16 protein-coding genes and 1 tRNA gene (1 of these 17 cut by a window edge) are annotated in these 20,973 nt (G+C 63.3%); 9 read left to right on the top strand and 8 right to left on the bottom strand.

The features are described 5' to 3' along the window. Window positions 1-41 precede the first annotated feature (41 nt). The 4 genes from RAK1035_RS07375 to RAK1035_RS07390 are packed head-to-tail and all read right to left on the bottom strand — an operon-like array spanning window position 42 to window position 3,835. Entirely contained in the window at window positions 42-830 is a 789-nt protein-coding gene (locus tag RAK1035_RS07375) for a heme ABC transporter ATP-binding protein (RefSeq protein ID WP_008281509.1), read from the bottom strand. Further along, on the bottom strand, window positions 830-1,897 hold the full coding sequence (locus tag RAK1035_RS07380; RefSeq protein WP_008281510.1) for a FecCD family ABC transporter permease: 1,068 nt from the start codon (window positions 1,895-1,897) through the stop codon (window positions 830-832). The genes RAK1035_RS07375 and RAK1035_RS07380 overlap by 1 nt, the downstream gene beginning before the upstream one ends. Further along, entirely contained in the window at window positions 1,878-2,774 is an 897-nt protein-coding gene (locus RAK1035_RS07385) for a heme/hemin ABC transporter substrate-binding protein (RefSeq protein WP_008281511.1), read from the bottom strand. Before RAK1035_RS07385 ends, RAK1035_RS07380 begins: the two co-directional genes overlap by 20 nt. Beyond that, on the bottom strand, window positions 2,771-3,835 hold the full coding sequence (locus RAK1035_RS07390; RefSeq protein ID WP_037297912.1) for a hemin-degrading factor: 1,065 nt from the start codon (window positions 3,833-3,835) through the stop codon (window positions 2,771-2,773). The genes RAK1035_RS07385 and RAK1035_RS07390 overlap by 4 nt, the downstream gene beginning before the upstream one ends. 291 nt (window positions 3,836-4,126) lie before the next feature. Between RAK1035_RS07390 and RAK1035_RS07395 the strand changes: the two genes are divergently transcribed. From RAK1035_RS07395 to RAK1035_RS07420, 6 genes are all read left to right on the top strand, one after another. Next, a complete protein-coding gene (locus RAK1035_RS07395; RefSeq protein ID WP_008281513.1) occupies window positions 4,127-6,103 on the top strand; it encodes a TonB-dependent receptor domain-containing protein in 1,977 nt (658 codons plus the stop codon). A 212-nt stretch (window positions 6,104-6,315) separates the two neighbouring features. Further along, window positions 6,316-7,782, top strand: coding sequence for an aldehyde dehydrogenase family protein (locus tag RAK1035_RS07400; RefSeq protein WP_008281514.1), 1,467 nt, complete (start codon window positions 6,316-6,318; stop codon window positions 7,780-7,782). A 41-nt stretch (window positions 7,783-7,823) separates the two neighbouring features. Then, a complete protein-coding gene (locus RAK1035_RS07405; protein WP_037297914.1) occupies window positions 7,824-8,573 on the top strand; it encodes an SDR family oxidoreductase in 750 nt (249 codons plus the stop codon). A 121-nt stretch (window positions 8,574-8,694) separates the two neighbouring features. Beyond that, window positions 8,695-9,810 (top strand): metallophosphoesterase family protein, encoded by a 1,116-nt coding sequence (locus RAK1035_RS07410; RefSeq protein ID WP_008281516.1) that lies wholly within the window; start codon window positions 8,695-8,697, stop codon window positions 9,808-9,810. Further along, window positions 9,807-12,437, top strand: a complete 2,631-nt coding sequence (locus RAK1035_RS07415; protein WP_008281517.1) for an AAA family ATPase — start codon at window positions 9,807-9,809, stop codon at window positions 12,435-12,437. Before RAK1035_RS07410 ends, RAK1035_RS07415 begins: the two co-directional genes overlap by 4 nt. Window positions 12,438-12,868: 431 nt before the next feature. Then, window positions 12,869-13,309 carry a hypothetical protein gene (locus RAK1035_RS07420; protein ID WP_008281518.1) on the top strand — a complete coding sequence of 147 codons (441 nt, stop codon included), beginning with the start codon at window positions 12,869-12,871 and terminating at the stop codon, window positions 13,307-13,309. Window positions 13,310-13,666: 357 nt separating this feature from the next. On the opposite strand, the gene RAK1035_RS07425 is transcribed toward RAK1035_RS07420, so the two are convergent. Both RAK1035_RS07425 and RAK1035_RS07430 read right to left on the bottom strand, forming a co-directional pair. Then, window positions 13,667-13,741: transfer RNA gene (locus RAK1035_RS07425), tRNA-Gln, on the bottom strand. Window positions 13,742-13,869: 128 nt separating this feature from the next. Then, on the bottom strand, window positions 13,870-14,373 hold the full coding sequence (locus RAK1035_RS07430) for an SH3 domain-containing protein (protein ID WP_008281519.1): 504 nt from the start codon (window positions 14,371-14,373) through the stop codon (window positions 13,870-13,872). A 102-nt stretch (window positions 14,374-14,475) separates the two neighbouring features. Here RAK1035_RS07430 and RAK1035_RS07435 point away from each other — a divergent pair, with 102 nt between their 5' ends. From RAK1035_RS07435 to ggt, 3 genes are read left to right on the top strand one after another with little or no spacing between them, the layout of a single operon-like run. Continuing rightward, on the top strand, window positions 14,476-15,462 hold the full coding sequence (locus RAK1035_RS07435) for a 2-hydroxyacid dehydrogenase (protein ID WP_081507014.1): 987 nt from the start codon (window positions 14,476-14,478) through the stop codon (window positions 15,460-15,462). Between the two features lie 39 nt (window positions 15,463-15,501). After that, on the top strand, window positions 15,502-16,614 hold the full coding sequence (locus tag RAK1035_RS07440; RefSeq protein WP_008281522.1) for a THUMP domain-containing class I SAM-dependent RNA methyltransferase: 1,113 nt from the start codon (window positions 15,502-15,504) through the stop codon (window positions 16,612-16,614). 9 nt (window positions 16,615-16,623) lie between these two features. Further along, window positions 16,624-18,396 carry a gamma-glutamyltransferase gene (ggt, locus tag RAK1035_RS07445; protein ID WP_008281523.1) on the top strand — a complete coding sequence of 591 codons (1,773 nt, stop codon included), beginning with the start codon at window positions 16,624-16,626 and terminating at the stop codon, window positions 18,394-18,396. 94 nt (window positions 18,397-18,490) lie between these two features. Here ggt and cueR read toward each other — a convergent pair whose 3' ends face one another. Together cueR and RAK1035_RS07455 are read right to left on the bottom strand one after the other, a co-directional pair. After that, the gene (cueR, locus tag RAK1035_RS07450; protein WP_008281524.1) at window positions 18,491-18,877 is read right to left on the bottom strand and encodes a Cu(I)-responsive transcriptional regulator; all 387 of its coding nucleotides are present in this window, start codon (window positions 18,875-18,877) and stop codon (window positions 18,491-18,493) included. After that, on the bottom strand, window positions 18,874-20,973 hold the 3' portion of the coding sequence (locus RAK1035_RS07455; RefSeq protein WP_050775761.1) for a heavy metal translocating P-type ATPase. Its footprint extends 360 nt past the window's final position; 2,100 of the gene's 2,460 nt are visible here — the last part of the coding sequence; the start codon falls outside the window, past its right edge; it ends in the stop codon at window positions 18,874-18,876. Before RAK1035_RS07455 ends, cueR begins: the two co-directional genes overlap by 4 nt.

Consider the following 20,973-nt stretch of genomic DNA (forward strand, 5'->3'; position numbering starts at 1 on the left):
TGACGCAGGTTTTACGTATGGCATGGGGTGCAATGTCGATATCAGCCTGCAAACTCTTGCGCGGCTTGGGGCAGCAGATAGGGCACATCCTTTGTTGGCGGCGTACTTATCCTGAGCGCACAGCCGTAGACCGCCGAGAGTGTGCCAGAGGTCAGCACCTCTTGCGGCTTGCCCGCGCCTGCAATCCTGCCCTTTTGCACCATGATGATATGATCGGCGAACATCGCGGTCAGGTTCAGATCATGCATCACCGCGACCACGCCGCCCCCTGCCTCCGCATAGGTGCGGGCAATCTGCATGACGCTCAGCTGTTGGCCAATATCAAGGCTCGAGACGGGCTCGTCCAAAAACAGCCAGTTTGCCCCGCCCGGTCCGACAGGCTCCCAGACCTGCGCAAGAACGCGTGCCAATTGAACGCGCTGCTGCTCACCCCCCGACAGGTCTTGGTAGAAACGGTTGGCCATATGCGCCAATCCCACCCGAGCCAAGGCGCGTTCGGGAACATCAGCCCGCCCGGCATATTGCCCTGCGCTATGGCCTATGCGGACCAATTCGATCACCGTAAAGGGAAAGGCGATCCGCGTGGCCTGTGGCAGCACCCCGCGTCGTGCGGCAAGTGCTGCAGCCGCACGCGGAGTTACCTGCAATTGACCAAGCTGAACTCGGCCCGAACCGGCGCTCTCGCCCGTCAGCACGCGCAAGAGCGACGTCTTGCCCGATCCATTCGGGCCGACAATGGCCGTCACCGCACCTGCGCGGGCAGAAAGCGTGACGTCGCGCAGGATGACCCGGCCCCCAAGGCCAAGCGTGATCCGCTCTGCAGCCAGCATCACATATCCCCCATCGGGCGCTGTCGGAGCAATATCCACAAGAACACCGGCGCGCCCAGAACCGCTGTGACGATACCGATGGGCAGTTCGGCTGGGGCAATGATCACGCGGCTGATGATGTCTGCCCCAAGCAGCAAGATTGCCCCGAGAAGCGCCGCATTCAGCAGCAGTGGCCCGTGATCCGGCCCGGTTGCCAGACGAAGCAGATGTGGCACGACAATGCCGATGAACCCAATCCCGCCAGACACCGCCACCGCACCGCCAGTCGCCGCCGCAACCGCAAGAATGGCCAGCGTTTTGGTCCGTTGCACCGGGATGCCAAGATGCAGTGCGGTTGCCTCGCCAAAAGCAAGGCCATTCAACCCACGCCCCAGCCCGAGGGCCCCGACCATGGCCACAACAAGGATCGGCATGGCGGTGGCCACCTTGGCCCATGTCGCCCCAGCCAGAGAGCCGAGGCCCCAGAATGTCAGGTCTCTCAGCTGCTGATCATCCGCCGCATAGACCATCAGGCCCGACACTGCGCCCGACAGCGCGCCAAGCGCGATCCCCGCCAGCAGCATCGTCGCCACAGACGTGCGCCCACCGCGCGTGGCAACCCCGTAGAGCAAAAGAACAGAGGCCCAGCCACCCAAGAACGCCGCCGCCGGCACAAGGAACGGGCCCAGACTGTCGCGCAGGGCGATGGGCAGCAGGCCGCCCAGCACAATCGCCGTCACGGCCCCAAGACCGGCCCCGGCGCTAACCCCCACGATGCCGGGATCGGCCAGCGGATTGCGAAAAAGCCCTTGCATCACCGTGCCGGAAACCGCCAGAGCCGCCCCAACCAGCGCGCCCAGTAAAACGCGCGGCAGGCGAACCTCCCAAAGGATGATGCTGTGGACGGGTGTATCCTGCCCCCCCGCACCGACCATCGACCAAAGCGAGACCCCGGATGCGCCGGTTTCAAGACTGAGGGCGCACGTCAGAAGCAGACCGAGACCCAGCCACAGATGCGCGCGCCGCGCCCGCGTGCGGCGATCCGTGAAACGGCTGGGCGTCAGCGCGTCAGCTTGGGTCACGGTCATTGTCGGTCTCTTGGGGCTGCGGATAAAGGGCTGAGTTCAAATCGAGGGCAGCCGATGCGGTGCGCGGCCCAAAGCCCAACAGATAGAGCCCGTTCATCCGCACAATTGCCTCATCGGCACCTGCCGGCGTGATGCGGATCGCGGGCATGGCAAAGAGTTGTTCGTCCAGGATGGCATGATCCCCAGTTCGGTCCATCATCAGGATCACATCGGGGGCGGCCTCTGCCACAGCTTCATCCGTCAACTGCTTGTAGCCTTCAAAGGCTGTAACCGCGTTGATGCCCCCCGCCATCTCGATGATGGCGGCAGCCTGCGTGTCGCGCCCGGACGCGAGGATGCGCCCGCCTTGCAGGCTGAGGATGAAGAGGACGCGCTTGCGCGCGGCCTCTGGCACTTGAGCAGTCCGCGTGGCCGCGGTTGCAAGCGCGGTGCGCGTCTCTGACGCCAAGGCGTCGGCGCGGTCAGGCACGCCCAAGGCTGCGCCAACAGCGGTAATCTTGGTGATGATTCCCTCGGCACTGTGCGCCTCTGGAATGGTGACAAAACCTACGCCTGATTGCCGCAGGACTTCGATCGTTTCGGGGGGGCCAGCCCCATCGATAGCGAGGATGAGCGACGGGGCGACCGAGAGCACACCTTCGGGGCTGAGCGCGCGCGCATAGCCCACATCAGGCAATTTGGTCACGTTGGGCGGAAAGGTCGAGGTCGTATCGCGCGCGATCAACCGATCCTCTTGCCCCAAGGCATGCACGATCTCTGTCACCGATCCGCCGATGGACAGCACACGGTCGCCGTCTTGCGCAAGGCTTGTCCCCGCCAAGGCCAAGATCGCCACCTGCGCCAAGAGTGCGCGGCGCGTCAGGGAACTTCCACTCATGTCAGGGCCTCCGTGTCAGCGTTGTGCAGATCCGGAAGCGCCTTTACGACCCGACCAAAGGCAGCGCGGCTGTCACGCCCCTCCTTGCCCAATCCAAAGATTTGAAAAATCAGCGATCCCTGCGCGTCAAACGCTTCAACCGAAATTGCCGCACCGCGTTGCGTCGGTTTGTCTACGGCCCAAACCTCGGTCACATGATCCAACCGCAGATGCAGGTTGAACCCTGGATCCATCACATTCTGCCATGGTCCCATCGGTTTGAGGGTCACAACAGGGCCGGAATGAATCTGAATGCAGCCCCGATTGCCGACAAAGATCATCACTTCGGTGCCTGCCTGCGCCAGTTGGGTCAGAAGGGTGTTCACCGCCTCTGGTGCCAATGCCCGCACAAACGGTGCCCCCGCGATACGGTAGGCCCCAAGCCGGTTCATCCGCAGTTTAGACGTCAGGCGCAGGAATTGATGCGTATCGGTCATCCGCCGCCATTCCTCGCGCAGGACCTCGATTTTGTCGGGGTTTGATTTCGCAGCCTCCGGGGGCGTGCGCGCCGCAACCGTCAAGCTCTCGGACTGGTCTGGCAGAGCCAGCGAGAGGCGAAGCGCCTCCCATGCGGTCAGCGATGATCCATCGCGCAGGAAAATCTTGTGCACCGCGTCGCCTGCGGCGTCGAACACCTGCAGACTGCGCCGGGGCCCTGTCTCGCTCTCGGTTTCGACCATAAAGGCATGGTGCCAATGGCTTGGGAACATCCTGAGGTCGATATCCTCGGTCAGGACCATCGCCGCGTGTTGTCCGCTGTGATAATTGTCATAGCGCCCCACTTTTTCATGCACGCAACTTTCATTGCGGGTGAGCGCCATCACTTCGCCAAGGCGTTGGGCGGCCCCCATCACCTGATCGGGGTGCGCGGCAATGGCCGTCACACCGCGTCCGATGTGGGCCGCGACCAGTTGCGCTTCGCTGATGCCAAGGCGGTTCGCCTGATCGCGGCTGCGCATCTTGGGGTTGTCGGCCATAAAGGCACGGAGTGCGTCGGGGGTAAGGGGAGCAGAGTCTGTCATGCCGGCCTCATGTCTGGATGGATGGGCTGGCTGCATCGCACCTGCGGCGCGGACGTGGCTCTCGAAAACGATTTCTCAAAGTTGAATCGCAATCTTGACTCTTTTACTCATAAAAGACTAAGGAGCGCAAGACCGATCCCAGAAAGATCGTTCGCCCACTGAAATCAAACGAAAAAACCGTGCCAGCCTTTCGCAAGCACAACGGTGTGACAGCCATTGTCAAGGAAACGAAAGGGACACGTGATGACATCGCGCACACGCTGCAGACTACTGACTACGACCTGCCTTTGCATGGGGCTCGGCTATGGCTCTGCCAGTCTGGCACAGGAAACACCCGGCCAAGAGGGGTTTCTTGGAACGCTGACGCTGGGAGAAAGCAAGCGTGCGGTGCAAACCGATACCGCCACCCCCACGACCGTGATCGACCAAGACGAAATCCGTGACCGACAGGCGGGTTCGGTGGCCGAATTGCTCGTGACAGTGCCGTCTGTGGCCCTGCTCAATGGCGACACGGCGCAGGGGTCGGGTATCTCGATCCGTGGGTTTGGATCGAATGACACGTTTGGCACGGATCAAAAGGTGCTGATTCAGGTCGATGGCGCAACGCGCGGGTCCGAGGAGCTTTACCGCATTGGCACACAGCTTTTCACCGATCCTTTCCTCTTCAAGGAGGTTGAGGTGATCCGTGGAACGGTGGGATCGTTCCAATATGGCTCTGGCGTGGTTGGTGGGGTGGTTCGGCTTGAAACCATCGACCCTGAGGACGTCACCGGGGGCGAAACCGGCTTTGGACTGCGTCAGACACTGGAGTTTCAGACCAATGGCAATGGTGTGACATCCTCGACCATCGGGGCGTGGCAGCCCACCGAGGACTTTGGGGTGCTCTTCAACTATGTCAGCCGCAGACTTGGCTTTCCTGAGGATGGCAATGGCGCTGTTATCAACCCCCTGAGGGCGCGGATTGACGATCCGTCCTGGTTGATCAAGGCCAAGTATCGTTTTGGCGAAGACAAGGCCCATTCCATTGAAGCCAGCTATCAGGATACCCAAAGCTCGCAATTCGACGTGCCATTCGACAGCTTTGGCAACCTCACCTTTTTCGGGAATGTCGACCGAGAGGTCGAAAGCCAGACCAGCATTCTCAAATACAACTTCAACCCGCTCAATGATCTGGTTGATCTGACGCTGCAATATTCGCACGTTGACGAGTCGATCTTGCAGAACGCGGTGTCTTGTCCTGGCAGCCCGCCCGCGCCGATCACGATTTGCTCGGAGCTTCTCAACGCTGACCATGACTATGAAACCACGACGCTTACACTCAAAAACACGTCCCTGTTTGACACCGGCGCGTTGCGCCATGATCTGACGGCGGGGATTGAGTATATCAACCGCGAGCGCGTCAATGCCTTTGCCGCACCGGGGGGCGAAGACAACCGCTGGGCGATCTTTGCGGTGGACGAAATCGACATCGGCCGCGCCTGGACCTTAACGCCCGCCATTCGGTATGAAACATCAAAGGTCGAGGGGGACACAGCGCCAAACGATGGCCGCTTTTCCGAGGATGCGCTGATGGGTGGGCTGTCGCTGCGCTATGCCTTTGACAACGGCTTTGCCCTGTTCGGCAGCGCCGCCTATACCGAGGTTTTGCCGATCATCGACGATCTGGAATTCCCGATCCGGGTAGGGCGGAGCGAAAAATCACGCACCTATGAACTTGGCTTTTCATATGACCGTCGCGGTCTCTGGCGAGACAATGATAACCTCGCGCTCAAGGTCACGTACTTTGACAGTGAGCTTTGGGACGTGAATTCCTTTGTCGATACGACGCCCGCGCAGAACCTGCTGGATGAAATCCAGACCCAAGGGCTAGAGTTTGAGGCGTCCTATGCCATGGAAAACGGCTTTTACGTCGATTTCAACGCGACTGTCGCCGATGGCGAAGAGGTGGATCTATTGGGCGGCGTGCGCGACTGGCGCAATCTTGCGGCCAACAGCCTGCGTGCGACCGTGGGCAAGGTGTTTGACGATACCTATGACCTGAGCTGGGAGGTTGTCAGCGCCGACTCCATCACCGTCAACGGGGTGCGGGATGACGGCTATACGGTCCACAACTTGCGCGGCACCATCGCGCCCAAGCGCGGCGTGTGGGAAGGAACCGAGTTCCGTCTTGGGATCGAAAACCTGTTTGACGAACAGTATATGCCCAATCTTGCTACCCGCCCGGCGGTTGGGCGAAACTTCAAACTCACGCTGGCCAAAACCTTCTGAGACGGGCTTGGGGCGGTAGAAGGGGCGGGTTTACCCGGCCTGCCGCCCCGGCTTTACATCATGCCGAGACCTTTCAGAGCTTGCGCGCGCGGGATCGCTCGATCACGCTGGGCACGAGCGAATCCAACCCTTCGACGACATGTATCTTTTGTGGTCGCCACCATCCGGCCACATACCATCGCAAGGGGCATTGAACCGCAAGGAGCCAAGGCATGAAAGACACTGACCCCGATGCAAAGCTGGTCATCCCGCAACCGCTGAACCTGATTGGCAATGCTTGGGTTCCCGCGCGCTCGGGCAGGGTGATGGAGGTGCTTTCGCCCATTGACGGGCTGCCCTTTGCCCAGATCGCCGACAGCGATGCCGCCGATATCGACGCGGCCATCGCAGCGGCGCGCGCGGCCTTTGATGGTGGCGAATGGTCAAGGCTGACTGCGGCAGAACGCGGTCGCCTGATGATCCGCCTGTCAGAGCGTATTCTTGAGAATATCGAACCTCTGGCCCAGCTCGAGCGGCGCGACAACGGCAAGCCGATTGCACAGGCGCGCACTGACATGAAAGTCACCGCGCGCTATTTTGAATTCTACGGCGGTGGCGCCGACAAGGTGCATGGCGAGATTGTGCCCTTTCTCAACGGCTATAATGTCGAGGTGCAACGAGAGCCTTATGGCGTGACCGGCCATATCATCCCGTGGAACTATCCGGCGCAGATGTTTGGCCGCTCGGTCGCCCCGGCGCTGGCCATGGGCAATGCAACGGTCCTGAAACCCGCCGAGGATGCCTGCCTCAGCGCGCTTCGGATTGCGGAACTGGCGCTCGACGTGGGCTTTCCGCCCGGTGCCATCAATATCGTGACCGGGCGCGGTGCGGTGGCCGGTCAGGCTCTGGCGGATCATCGCGGGATAGATTTCATCTCCTTCACCGGATCGCCCGAAGTGGGCGTGATCGTTCAGACCGCAGCTGCCAAGAATTTCATCGGCTGCACGCTGGAACTGGGGGGCAAGTCGCCGCAAATCGTGTTCGACGACGCCGATCTTGACGCGGCCATGCCCGTTCTTGTCAACGCTGTGATCCAGAACGCCGGACAAACCTGTTCTGCGGGCACGCGCGTGTTGTTGCAGCGCGGCATCTATGACCGCGCCGTTACCGAATTGACCGCGCGTTTCAGCGCGATTGCCGCCTCAGAGTCTGGCGAGGATGCGGTGCTTGGCCCGCTTATTTCGGCCAAGCAGAAAAAGCGGGTCGAGACCTATATCGCCGAGGCCGACGCACCCTTGATGGCCCGTGGCAGCATCGATCCCAAGGCCCCAAAAGGCGGCTATTATGTCGCTCCGGCAGTATTCGGCCCCTGTGATCCCAAGGCGCGGATCGCGCAAGAAGAGGTTTTCGGCCCTGTGCTCTGCCTCATCCCGTTCGAGGATGAGGCAGAGGCTATTTCCATCGCCAACGCCACCGAATACGGTCTTGTCGCCGCGGTCTGGACCAAAGATGGTGGGCGCCAGCAACGTGTCGCCAAGGCAATGCGCTGCGGTCAGGTGTTCATCAACGGCTATGGCGCGGGCGGCGGGGTGGAATTGCCGTTTGGCGGCATACGCAAATCCGGGCATGGCCGCGAAAAGGGCTTTGCGGCGCTGCTGGAATTCTCGCGTATCAAGACGATCATCAACAATCACGGCTAGGCCGCACGCAGGCGGAAAAGACCAGACCAAAGGAACGCAAGATGAGACTGGATGGAAAACGAGCCCTCGTGACCGGCGCGGCTTCGGGCTTTGGCAAGGGCATAGCCGAGACCTATATCCGCGAAGGTGCCAAGGTAGCAGTGGTCGATATGAACGCGGACGGTGCGCGCGCCGTGGCACGCGACCTTGGTGAGAACGCCATCGCCGTGACCTGTGATGTCTCCAAAGGCGATCAGGTGCAGGCCGCCGTTGACGCCACTGTTGCGGCCTTTGGTGGTCTTGATATCGTGGTCAACAACGCAGGCTGGACCAATCCCAACAGCCCGTTGATGGACACCGACGAGGCGACATTTCGCAAGATCTATGAAATAAACGTGCTGTCGATCTTTCACATGACCAAGACCTGCGTGCCGCTTTGGCGTGCTGCTGGAGGCGGGGTGATGATCAACATCGGCTCTACCGCAGGTATCCGCCCGCGTCCCGGTCTGACGTGGTATAATTCGTCCAAGGGGGCCGTGAACCTGATGACGCGCTCATTGGCAGCGGAATTGGCCCCCGACAAGATTCGCGTCTGTTGTATCGCACCGGTGATGGGGGCGACCGGATTGCTGGAACAGTTCATGGGCATGCCCGACACGCCCGAAAACCGCGCGCGATTTATCTCGACCATCCCGATGGGCCGCTTGTCCGAGGCACGCGACATCGCCAACGCGGCGCTATATCTCGCCTCGGACGAGGCGGATTTCATCACCGGCGTGGTGCTCGAGGTTGATGGTGGCCGCACCATCTGAGCGATGTGTTGGCGGTGCCGTGAAACTGTCTGTTCGGCCTGATGACCATACGCCAGTGCTTGATCTCTGACGCATTCGCGGCAAGGCTGAAACAGAGCGCTTGGGCGCAACAAGGACCTCTATGACCCCCTTTCGCTTTCTTCATACCTCGGACCTGCATCTTGGGCGCGCTTATGGCGGCTATCCCGAGGGCATTCGGCATCGTTTGCGCGAGGCGCGGCATGGCGCGATATCCCGGCTGGCCAAGGCTGCGCGCGACGGTGGGGCAGGGGTGGTGCTGCTTGCGGGCGATACGTTCGATGCCGAAACGCCCGCCCCCGACACGTTGCGGCAAGCCCTCAGTGCGATGGGCGAGGAACGCGATTTGACTTGGGTGCTGCTGCCCGGCAACCACGACAGCCTTGCGGCCTCCGAACTTTGGCGGCGGATTGCACAAGACCCACCTGGCAATCTGATGGTCCTCACGTCTGAGGTGCCGGTTGCCCTTGCCCCTGACCATTGGCTCTTGCCTGCGCCTTGTACACAACGCCGTCCGGGGCGCGATCTGACCGAGGCGATGTCGGCCCCCACGCCCGAAGGGGCGCGCCGTATCGGGCTTGGGCATGGGGCGATCACCGATTTCTCGGGCGAAGAGGGGGCCCTTGGCATCATTCCGCCCGACCGGGCCGCGCGCTCGGGTCTTGACTATCTCGCCCTTGGCGATTGGCACGGGCAGATGCAGGTGACGCCCACTGCCTGGTATTCCGGCACCCCCGAACCAGACGGGTTCAAGCACGATGCGCCGGGTTCTGCGCTTCTTGTGACGCTCGGGGGGACGGCTGAGGTGACGCCGGTCGAAACCGCGCAGTTCCGTTGGCGTCGCCCGGCCCTCGACCTGCTGCCGGGCGAGGATCTGACCGCTCGCTTTGCTGATATCCTGCCACAAAGCCGTGCACGCGATCATCTGGTGCGGCTCACCGTGACGGGACGCCTGCCTTTGGCTGACCGCGCCGCGCTCGAGGCCGCGCTGGCCGCTCGTGCCCCGGATTTCGGCTGGTTCGCGGCGGACCTCTCTGCTTTGGGCGTCGAGGCGCTGCCCGAAGACCTTGACCAGATCGACCGCGCCGGAGCGCTGCGTCAGGCTGCCGAAGTGTTGCTGGCCGAGGCAGGGGATACCACACTTTCGCAATCCGACCGCGATACGGCGTCTGCGGCACTCGCGCGTCTCTATGCGCTCAGTCAGGAGGTGCAGGCGTGAAGCTTCGGGTGATCGAGGTGACCAACGTGCGCCGTTTCGCGGGTCAGCGCGCACGCCTTGGCCAGATTGGCGACGGCATCACTGTGCTCTCTCAACCGAATGAATTCGGCAAATCGACCTTTTTTGACGCGCTGCATGCGTTGTTTTTTGAACGCCACAACAGCCGGAATGCGGCCATCAAGGCGCTGCAACCGCATGCCGGGGGCGCGCCCGAGGTGGCGGCCGAGGTGGAGCTTGCGGAGGGGCGATTTCGCATTGCAAAGCGGTGGCTCAACCGCCCGCAGGCGCAAGTGCACGACACCAACGGCCGCCTGATCGCTCAGGCAGATGAGGCGGAGGCGTGGATTGACCGGCTGATGGGCGGAGGTCTGGCAGGCCCGTCCGGCCTGCTCTGGGTGCGGCAAGGGTTGATGGGGTTGGAACCCGACGGCAGCAGCGCAGATGACAAGCGCGAGCGCGAGCGCGGGTTGAATGCGCGGCGCGATCTTTTGTCTTCTGTCGCGGGCGAGATTGACATGATGACCGGCGGGCGGCGGATGGATGGCGTGATTGACCGCGTGACCGAGGCGCTGTCGAGATTGGCGACCGCAACCGGACGCCCCAAAGCCGGGGGAGAATGGGCGCGCGCGGTGGAAGAGGCCGCAACGCTTGCCACCGAAGAGGCCGAGTTGCGCCCGCGCGCCGAGCGGCTCTCGGATGACCTGATCCGCCGGGCGGAGGTGCAGCGTCACCTTGCCCGACTGACCGATCCTGCGGATACGGCGGCCCGCGCACAAACCTTGGCCGAGGCTGAAGCCGCGCATCAGGCGGCCCAGGCCCATCAGGCCGAGGTTGCACAGGCGGAAACCGCCCTACGCCTTGCCACACTGGATGCCGAGCATTTGCAGCGCGATGTGCTGGCCGCCGAAAGCCGCGCCGCCCGCCTTGAGGAGGCCCGCAGCGCAGTTGCCAAGGCCGAAGAAGCGGCAAAGAAGGCCCGCGCGCGTGCCACTGAGCTGACCGCGCGCGATAGTGCCGCCGCGGTGAATGCCGAGGACCAAGGCACCAAGGCGCGTGATTTGCGCAACCGTCTGCATCAGGCCACCCGCGCCCAAGCGGCGCAGGCGGCGCAGATCAAGGCAAACGATTTCCAGCGCCGGCTTGACCGCGCCACAGAGCTTTGGGCGATGCTGAACAAGACCGAAGCGGCGCGCGCCCGTATACGCGTCACGTCCAAACTGCTCGACGCCGCCGACAAGGCCCAAAGCGCGCTTGATCTGGCGCGGGCGCGGGCCGAGGCACAGGCCGTGACGATCGAGGTTCACCCTGACGGCTCTCCAGCGCTGCATGACGGTCAACCTTTTGGAACAGGCCCGACGCCGATCTTAGTGCCGACTGAGCTTGCCTTGCCGGGGTTTGGCAGGTTGCACATTGATCCGGGTTCTGCGCGCGGCACAGACAGCGCCGCCGAGGTTGCGCGTGCAGATCAGGCGCTTGCGCGCCTTTTGGCGGAGGCGCAGGTTGACACGCTGGCCGCCGCCCGCACGCAATGGGCTGAAGCCCAACAGCTTGAGGCAGATGTGAAACAGGGTTTGGCCCTCTGCGCGGAAGTAGCCCCCGACGGTGTTGAGGCGTTGCGCGCGGCCCTTGCGCGGGCGCAGGCCGAGGTGGCCGATGCCCCGAGAGAAGCTGAGGATGTTGCAGCCCTGACCAAGGCGTTGACCGCTGCCGAAACCGACGAGGCGGCCGCCCGCGCCGCCGCAAAAGCGGCGCATGAACTGGCCGTGACCGCAGGTGAAGCCCGCGCCGCAGCCGAGGCCAATCGCAGCAGTGCGACGCGGCAGCTTGAATCTGCCCTGTCCGAGGCCGGAGACCCAGAGGCTCTTGTTGCGCTAATAGCCGATCTCAAGGCCCGACAACCCACGCTCGCGAACATCTGCCTCGGGGCGCAAGAGGCCTGCGACCGTTTGCGCGCCACAGCGCCGGACCTTGCCACCACCGAGGCGCGGCTAACTCGCGCCAAGGGGGCGGTCGAGCAGGCTGCGCGTGATCTGGCCAAAAACCGCGAAGACCTTGCCAGCCTGAACGCCACCATCACCGCGCTCGCCGAGGAGGGGATTGAGGAACGCCTCTCCACTCTCGCCGGAGCCCGCGCCGAATCCGAGGCACGCGCGGCCCGGTATGAGGCCGAGGTGCGCGCCCTGATCCGCCTTCGGCGCGCGTTGGACGAGGCGCGAACCCTCGCCCGAGACGCCTATTTTGGCCCGGTTCTGCGTGAGTTGCAGCCCCTGCTCGCGATTCTCTATCCGGGGGCACTGCTAACGATTGACGACACCAGCCTTTTGCCCGCGACCCTGACCCGCAAAGGTCAGGCCGAGTCGCTCGAAATCCTTTCGGGCGGCACCCGCGAACAGGTGGCGATCCTGACACGACTGGCCTTTGCCCGGCTCTTTGCGGCCTCAGGGCGCCCCGTTCCTGTGATCTTGGACGATGCTCTTGTCCATTCGGATGATGACCGCATCGAGGCCATGTTTGACGCGCTCCATCGTTCGGCCCGTGACCAGCAAATTCTCGTGCTCACCTGTCGACAACGCGCCTTCGCAGCCTTGGGCGGCACGCGCGCAGAGGTGACGGTTGACCCAACCTGAGCGCCGCATCGGGCCCGTGCGCTGCGATGTCAGGGTAGAGACCAGAAGCGTCACTGGAGACACCAATACGCAAGACCCGTCCCGTGCTTTCCACTCCACCTGGAAATGGTTCATCCCCCAATGTGGCGGACGGGTGCCCCGGAGCATAGGACGTCTCTCGTCGCCCACAGAGCCGCGCGGTCGTAGAACGGGATCACCCAGGTGTTTGATCCCGGACATCGAGGCCATCAACACGCGGGCAGCCGTCGCGGAGTAGGGCGGTGGTTTGTCTCGTGCGGTGGCGAACGATCTCGCCGCCAAAGCGCAACGCGCTCCGGATCGTGACCCGTACTGGCACTGGTTGGCGGATTGCGTCGTGGCGCGTAAGCTGCCCAGAGACAAGCCCCGGTTGGTAAGCGCGGGCCGGGGTTTTAGAACGGTGGAGGCCAGTCGTGTCGAGGATCTTCGGTGTATTCAGGAGCGTGGTTTTCCTAGTTTGGCTCAGTGCGGCGCTCGCGTCCACGGCGATTGCGGCGAGCATCTGGGCGCTGCAGATGACGTCTGCGGTTGCGGCGATGAGCGCCAAGGCCGTGGCAACGGGGATTGCACATCGTCAGCAATTAGCGAAGGCCGTCGCGAAGACCAAGGCGAAGGCCCGGCTCAGGAGGGCAATCGTTGCCGTTCCTATCGCAGGCATCGGCGCAATCGCCTATTTCGAAGAGCAAGACTTTCAAGAATGGCTGGAGGAAAACCCGGAGGGCACGCGCCAAGCCTACGCCTGCGAAGTGGCGGCGTTGACGGCGGAGGTGATCGACGAGGTCCTGCAGGACCTGCCAGAGATCGCACGCCCGGCGCCAGAGACGGTGCTGGATTACATGCCGGAGTGTGAGTAGTCGGGTAAATCAGCCATCAGAGAAATGTCTGCTCACCTCTCGCTGAAAGTGCCACACCCCAACTCGACTCGTGCGAGGCGTATTCCGCTGTACCTTTCAGGCCGTCCCCTCGCGGGCGGTCGTTGGCTTTACCACGAGCCTCTCGAGATCGGCTCACAGGCGGACAACAAGCACGACGACTGGGGTTATTGGGCCTACGGGCTCGATCCAGACTACCTCTGACGTCCCGCGTGGGAGAGGCTCTCGCCGAGCAATCCGGGGCGTCACCCGAGCCACCCGCCAGCGGGGGCACAAATCAGGGCACTTTCGCGCTGAGAACAGCCCGCGCGTGTCATCGGATCAAGGATCGGGAGAACTTGGCTGGGGTGGTAGGATTCGAACCTACGGTACACGGTACCAAAAACCGACGCCTTACCACTTGGCTACACCCCAACGTGACGCGCTAATTACTCTGGAGCATGGTGCGGTTCAAGGGTGCTTGGCAAAAAAAACGTGGTGCGATCCAAATACATGGTTAAGTATCTAATATAAATTAGTAAATTAAAGGACGCAGCGAGCGGTTACTCGAATGTTTCGCCGTCCATAACGCCCCAGAGCGCCGATTTCGGGGCCCAGCCATCATAGCCACCGGCGGAAACCGCGCACCAGTCGGGCTGGCATTCCTCGAGTCGCGCGATCACGCCTTGCTCCAGCCGGGCCACGACCATGGACTTCGCATCAGGCTTGGCCAGCAAGTCCAGCATTTCAACTTCGACGCTGGCAGTGCGTACGCCGGACAGAAGCGTGTAATGGACCCATCCGCCCGCGCCGTCGCGATCCCGCACCCGGCGCCAATGGCCATGCTCTGCGGTGATCTCGAGCGGCATGTCGCGCCGTTTGAAAATCCAGTCGATACGATGCGTAAGGCTCGGGCCGCGGCGTACATTGCCTTCTGAGGCCTTCATCGACACAAAGCGCGGCAGTGGCAGGTTCGTGACCGGCCCGCGCTCTTGGCCCATGGCCGCAACGGGGCCCAGTCCCATCATTATGACAAGGGCGACAAGCCCGGATTTCATCACCGTCATTCGAATTCTGCCCGTAATCTGCAAGGGGGTTCTTGTGCCCCGCTCTTTCCTGCGCCACTCTGGCAGCAACGCGCCTGAAAGGAAAGTTTCAAGGAGGGCTTCATGCCATCTGCACGCCTGAGTGTTGTTGTTACGCGACGCCTGCCCGAGCCGGTCGAGACGCGGATGCGCGAACTTTTCGATGTTCGCCTGCGCGAGACGGACGTGCCCATGACGCGAGAGGAACTGGCTCGCGCCGCCAAAGAGGCAGATGTGCTGGTTCCGACCTTGTCGGACCGGATCGACGCCAGCCTGATCGCGCAGGCCGGGGATCGGCTCAAACTGATCGCCAATTACGGGGCCGGGGTGGACCATATCGACGTGGGCACCGCGCGCCAGCATGGCATTCTTGTGTCGAACACGCCTGGCGTATCGGCTGATGACACCGCCGATATGACCATGGCCTTGATCCTCAGCGTGACGCGCCGCCTGCCCGAAGGGTTGGCGGTGATGCAATCGGGGCAATGGGGCGGTTGGTCGCCCACGGCCCTGTTGGGGGGGCGGATCGCCGGGCGCAGGCTGGGTATCCTTGGCATGGGCCGGATCGGTCAGGCGGTGGCGCGGCGCGCGGCGGCCTTTGGCATGCAGGTGCATTACCACAACCGCCGCCGCCTGCGCCCCGAAATCGAAGAGAGCCTTCAGGCGACCTATTGGGAAAGCCTGGATCAGATGGTGGCGCGTATGGATGTGCTCAGCATCAATTGCCCGCACACGCCCTCGACTTTCCATCTTATGAACGCGCGGCGGCTCAAGCTGATGAAGCCGGAGGCGGTGATCGTCAACACCTCGCGCGGCGAGGTGATTGACGAAAATGCCCTCACCCGCATGTTGCGCGCCGGAGAGATCGCAGGCGCCGGTCTCGATGTTTATGAACATGGCGCGGACATCAACCCGCGCCTGCGCGAGTTGAAGAACGTTGTGCTCTTGCCGCATATGGGGTCGGCCACCGTGGAAGGGCGGATAGAGATGGGCGAAAAGGTGATCATCAATATCAAGACGTTTGACGATGGCCACCGCCCGCCCGATCAGGTCGTCCCCTCGATGCTGTGACGGCTCGCCTTTGGGGCCAGTTTGGCCTATGACGGCGCGATGACACAGCCTGAGCCTTTTGAAATCTTTCTCGCCGCCGCTCCGGGGCATGAAACTGCCCTCGCGGAAGAGGCGGTGCAACATGGCTTTGGCCCTGTCACGATCCTGCCCGGCGGTGTCAGCTTTCGGGGGCTTTGGCCTGATGTCTGGCGCGCCAATCTTGTTCTGCGCGGGGCAGGGCGGGTGCTGGCGCGGATTGGGGCGTTCCGCGCGATGCATCTTGCACAGTTGGACAAGCGGGCGCGTAAATTCGATTGGGCGGCGCATTTGCGCCCGGATGTGCCGCTGCGCGTCGAAGTCACCTGTCGCAAGTCCAAGATCTATCATGCGGGGGCCGCGACAGAGCGGATCGTCAAGGCCTTGACCGAAACCTTGGGCGTGGCCGTCACCGAGGATGCGCCGCTGCGCCTGATGGCACGGATTGAGGATGATCTGGTCACTTTCAGCCTGGATACCTCGGGCGAGCCGTTGCACCGGCGTGGGTATAAAGAGGCGGTGGGCAAGGCCCCCCTGCGCGAGACCTTGGCAGCGCTCTTTCTGCGGCAATGTGGCTATGACGGGCGCGAGCCGGTGCTTGATCCGATGTGTGGCTCTGGCACTTTTCCCATTGAGGCGGCAGAGATTGCGGCGGGGCTGATGCCGGGCCGCGCGCGCCACTTCGCGTTTGAGGATATGGCGGCCTTTGACCCTGCGGTCTGGACCGCGCTCAAGTCGGCGCGTGCGCCGCACGCCACAGAGTTGCGATTCATGGGATTTGACCGTGACGCAGGTGCCGTGCGGATGGCAACTGAGAATGCGGAGCGGGCGGGCGTGGCGGGCACTACGCAGTTTGCTTGCCAACCGCTTTCGGCCTTGACCCGCCCCGAAGGGCCGCCGGGATTGGTGATGGTCAACCCGCCTTATGGCGCGCGCATCGGCAATCGCAAGTTGCTCTTCGGTCTCTATGCCAGCTTGGGCGAGGTGCTGCGTCGCGAGATGCACGGCTGGCGGGTGGGGATTGTCACCAGCGATGGGGGCTTGGCCAAAACCACCGGTCTGCCCTTCTTGCCACCGGGGCCGCCGGTGGCGCATGGTGGGCTCAAGGTGACGCTCTGGCGCACCGATCCGCTTTAGGGGGGGCTCATGCGCGGTCTGGTTCTGATCTTGTCGATCTTCGCAGGCGGTGCCGCTTTGGCGCAACAGGCCGCCGATACCGTCGCACCAGAGGGGGCAGGGGCCGGGGTATTGCAGGTGCCCGCGCGCCTTCTGTCGGCGCAGGCGGCCAAGGACGCAGGCCAGCCGGTTGAGGCACAAAACTGGATGATCGCCGCCGCCCATCCGCTTGCCGTTGACGCCGGCGCAAGGGTGCTGCGCGAGGGCGGCACAGCGGCGGATGCGATGATCGCCACGCAGCTTGTGCTGGGACTGGTGGAGCCGCAAAGCTCGGGGCTAGGCGGCGGAGCCTTTCTTGTCTGGCACGATGGCGCGAGCGGAGCGATCACCACGCTCGACGGGCGCGAGACAGCGCCTTTGGCGGCAACCCCCACACTCTTTCAAGATGCCAACGGGCAACCCCTTGCCTTCTTTGACGCGGTGGTGGGCGGGCGCTCGGTTGGCACGCCCGGCACCCCGGCGCTTTTGGCAGAGGCGCATGCCCGCTGGGGCCGCACGGCGTGGGCGGGACTGTTTTCCGAGGCCATCGCCTTGGCCGAGACCGGCTTTCCCGTTAGCCCGCGCCTTGCCGGGCTTATTGCCGAGGATGCCGACCGCCTCAAGATATTCAAGGACACGCGCGAGTATTTCCTGCCCGGTGGCGTGCCGCTCGCGCCGGGGCACATCCTGCGCAATCCGGATTACGCCGATACCCTGCGTCTGCTTGCCGATAAGGGCGTATCGGCCTTTTACGCGGGTGAGATGGCGCTCGACATCGCGGAACGGGTGCAGCGGTCGGGTGGCAATCCGGGCGTTCTCAGCCCCTTGGACCTCGCCATCTACCGGGTCAAGGAACGACCCGCGCTTTGCACGCCCTATCGCGGCTATGAGGTCTGTGGCATGGGCCCGCCGTCTTCGGGGGCAAGCACGGTGGGGCAGATACTTGGCCTGCTGGAACCTTTCGATCTTTCATCTCTTGGGCCTCAAAGCCCCGAGGCTTGGCGCCTGATCGGGGATGCCAGCCGATTGGCCTTTGCCGACCGGGGGCGTTACCTTGCGGATAGTGATTTCGTGGCCGTGCCGCTCAAGGGCCTTTTGTCACCTGACTACCTCAAACAGCGCTCTGATCTATTGCGCGGCGATGATGCCTTGCCGGAGGTGACGCCGGGCCGCCCCGACTTTGATCACGCCTATCTCTGGGCGGATGATCAATCGCTGGAACTGCCCTCGACCTCGCATATCTCGATTGTCGATGGCTATGGCAATGCCCTGTCGATGACGACGACGATTGAAAACGGGTTCGGGTCGCGGCTGATGGTGGGGGGCTTTCTGCTCAACAATGAGCTGACCGATTTCTCTTTTGCCACTCATGACGCAGGCCGGCCTATCGCCAATGCCTTGGCCCCCGGCAAGCGCCCGCGTTCCTCAATGGCGCCCACAATCCTGCGCCGCGACGGCGTGCCGGTCCTTGTGCTGGGCAGCCCGGGGGGAAGCAGCATAATTGGCTATGTTGCTAAAACCATCATCGCTTGGGTCGATTGGGGCCTTGATGTGCAAGAGGCGGTCAGCCTGCCGCATCTGGTCAACCGTTTTGGCCCCTATGACATTGAACCGGGCGCGCGCGCCTTGGTGTCGCCTCTCACCGAGATGGGGTTTGAGATACGTGAGACGGCGCTTACCTCGGGCCTGCATGTCATCGCCATTGGCGCAGAGCTTGCAGGCGGTGCCGATCCCCGTCGTGAGGGTCTCGCCTTTGGGGAGTGACGGATTTTGAGTATTTGAGCCAAAAAGAAACAGCTTTGTTTTCATCTGGCCTTAAATATCGCGGGGGGTTCGGGGGGCAGCGCCCCCCGCCTGTTCAGCCTTCGGCCAGATCGCGCAATATGGGGCAATCGGGCCGCGCATCCCCGGCGCATTCCCGCACCAAGTGGCGCAGCGTCGCCTGCATCGATTGCAACTGTGCGATTTTTTCGTCGATCTGCGCCAGATGCTCTTGCGCCAATTGCTTGACATCGCTGCTGGCGCGATCCTGATCCTCATAGAGCGCCATCAGCTTGCGGCAATCCTCAATGGAGAACCCAAGCGTGCGGGCACGGCCCAGAAAGGCCAGCTTGTGACTGTCGCTTTGGCGAAACACGCGGTAGCCATTGGTATCGCGCAAAGGCCGGATGAGGCCGATTTCCTCATAATACCGGATCGTCTTGGGGGGCAGGCCGGTTTCGCGGGCCACATCCGAAATATTCATGCCGCAGCCCCCATCACCGGGCGCAGACGCTTAAGGCGCAGCGCGTTGGACAGCACAAAAACCGACGAGAGCGCCATTGCCCCCGCCGCCAACATCGGCGACAGCAGAAGACCGGTCGCCGGATAGAGCACACCCGCCGCCACGGGGATGAGTGCCGCGTTATAGGCAAAGGCCCAAAAGAGGTTTTGCCGGATGTTGCGCAGCGTGCGATGCGAGAGTGCGTGCGCCTCGACCACGCCGGTCAGGTCGCCTGACATCAGCACCACATCTGCCGCCTCGATCGCCACATCCGTGCCGGTGCCCACGGCGATTCCCACGTCGGCCTGCGCCAACGCGGGCGCGTCATTGATCCCGTCCCCGACAAAGGCGAGCGTGCCAAAGCGCGCTTGCAAGGCGCGCACCGCTGCCACCTTGCCTTCGGGCAGGACTTCGGCCTCGACATGGTCGATGCAGAGGTCCCGGGCGATGGCATGGGCGGTGGCGGCACTGTCGCCTGTGATCATCGCGGTTCTGATCCCCTTGGCATGCAGGGCGGCGATCACCGCAGCACTGGTCGGTTTGACCTGATCGGCAATGCCCAGCACCGCCACAAGATGTCCGTCAACCGCGATGTGAATAGCGGTCTGCCCTGCGTCGGCCAAAGAGGCGGCCTCACTGGCCAAGGCACCGGTCGCGATGCCCTCGCGCGTCATCAGCCGCGCCGCGCCGATCAGCACGCGGGCGCCTTCCACCTCGGCGCTTAGCCCGTGGCCAGCGATGGCGCGCACAGCATCAGCCGCCGGCACCTTCAGCCCGCGCCGCGCTGCTTCGGCCTCGACCGCGCGGGCGATAGGATGTTCAGAGCGCGCCTGAGCCGCCGCTGCCAGCCGCAGCACGGTGTCCGCCTCTTGCCCCGCAACCACAGCAACCCGCGTCACCTCGGGCTTGCCACGTGTCAGCGTGCCGGTCTTGTCAAAGGCGATGGCGCGCACCTCATCCAGCCGCTGCAACGCTTCGCCCTTGCGAAAGAGCACGCCCAGGTCTGCCGCGCGCCCGGTTCCCACCATGATCGAGGTCGGCGTCGCCAGCCCCATCGCGCAGGGGCAGGCGATGATCAGCACCGAAACCCCCGCCACCAGCGCATGGGTTAGAACCGGGGCGGGGCCCAGCAGCAGCCAGACCGCCACCGTCAAAAGCGCAATCGCAATCACCACCGGCACAAAAATTCGCACCACCCGGTCGGCCAGCGCCTGCACCGGCAGCTTGGCCCCCTGCGCCGTCTCGACCATCGCCACGATGCGCGCGAGCACGGTATCCTGCCCCACCGCCGTCGCACGAAAGCTGAGTGCGCCCGCACCATTGACTGTGCCGCCGACGATACTGTCACCGGGCCCTTTGGCTACGGGCAGCGCCTCGCCGGTGATCATGGATTCGTCGATGTAAGACTGGCCTTCGATCACCTCGCCATCAAGTGCCACTCGCTCGCCGGGACGCAGATGGATCAGATCGCCAAGCGCCACCTCCTCGATGGGCAAATCGTTGACCTTGCCGTTGCGCGCGACACGGGCTGTCTTGGGCTGCAATCCGATCAGCCGCTGGATCGCTGCGCCCGTGCGCCCCTTGGCCCGCGCCTCCAGCCAGCGGCCGGTCAGGATCAACGTGACAATCACCGCCGCCGCTTCGAAATAGACAGCGCGCGTGCCCTCGGGCAAGACTGCTGGGGCAAAGAGCGCCACGGTGGAATAGGCCCAAGCCGCAGTTGCGCCTAGGGCGACGAGGCTGTTCATATCCGGCGCGCCTTTGAGCAGCGCAGGAACCCCCAGACGGTAGAATTGCCGCCCCGGCCAGATCAGCACCAGCGTGGTCAGTCCGAACTGAATCGACCATGACAGAGCCATGCCAAGCGTCGCCATGATCAAATCATGCAGCGCGGGGATCATGTGCCCCCCCATTTCAAGCACGAAGACCGGCAAGGTCAGCAGACCCGCGATCAACATCTGGCGTCGGGCTTGCGTGATCTCGGCCGCACGCCGCAGAGCGGGGTCCTCGCCATCCTGACTGCGCAGGCGTGCAGGATATCCCGCCTCGGTCAAGGCGCGCGCAAGGGTGCGCGCATC

It is taken from the genome of Roseovarius sp. AK1035 (assembly GCF_003288315.1).
In the GTDB taxonomy this organism is placed as follows: domain Bacteria; phylum Pseudomonadota; class Alphaproteobacteria; order Rhodobacterales; family Rhodobacteraceae; genus Roseovarius; species Roseovarius mucosus_A.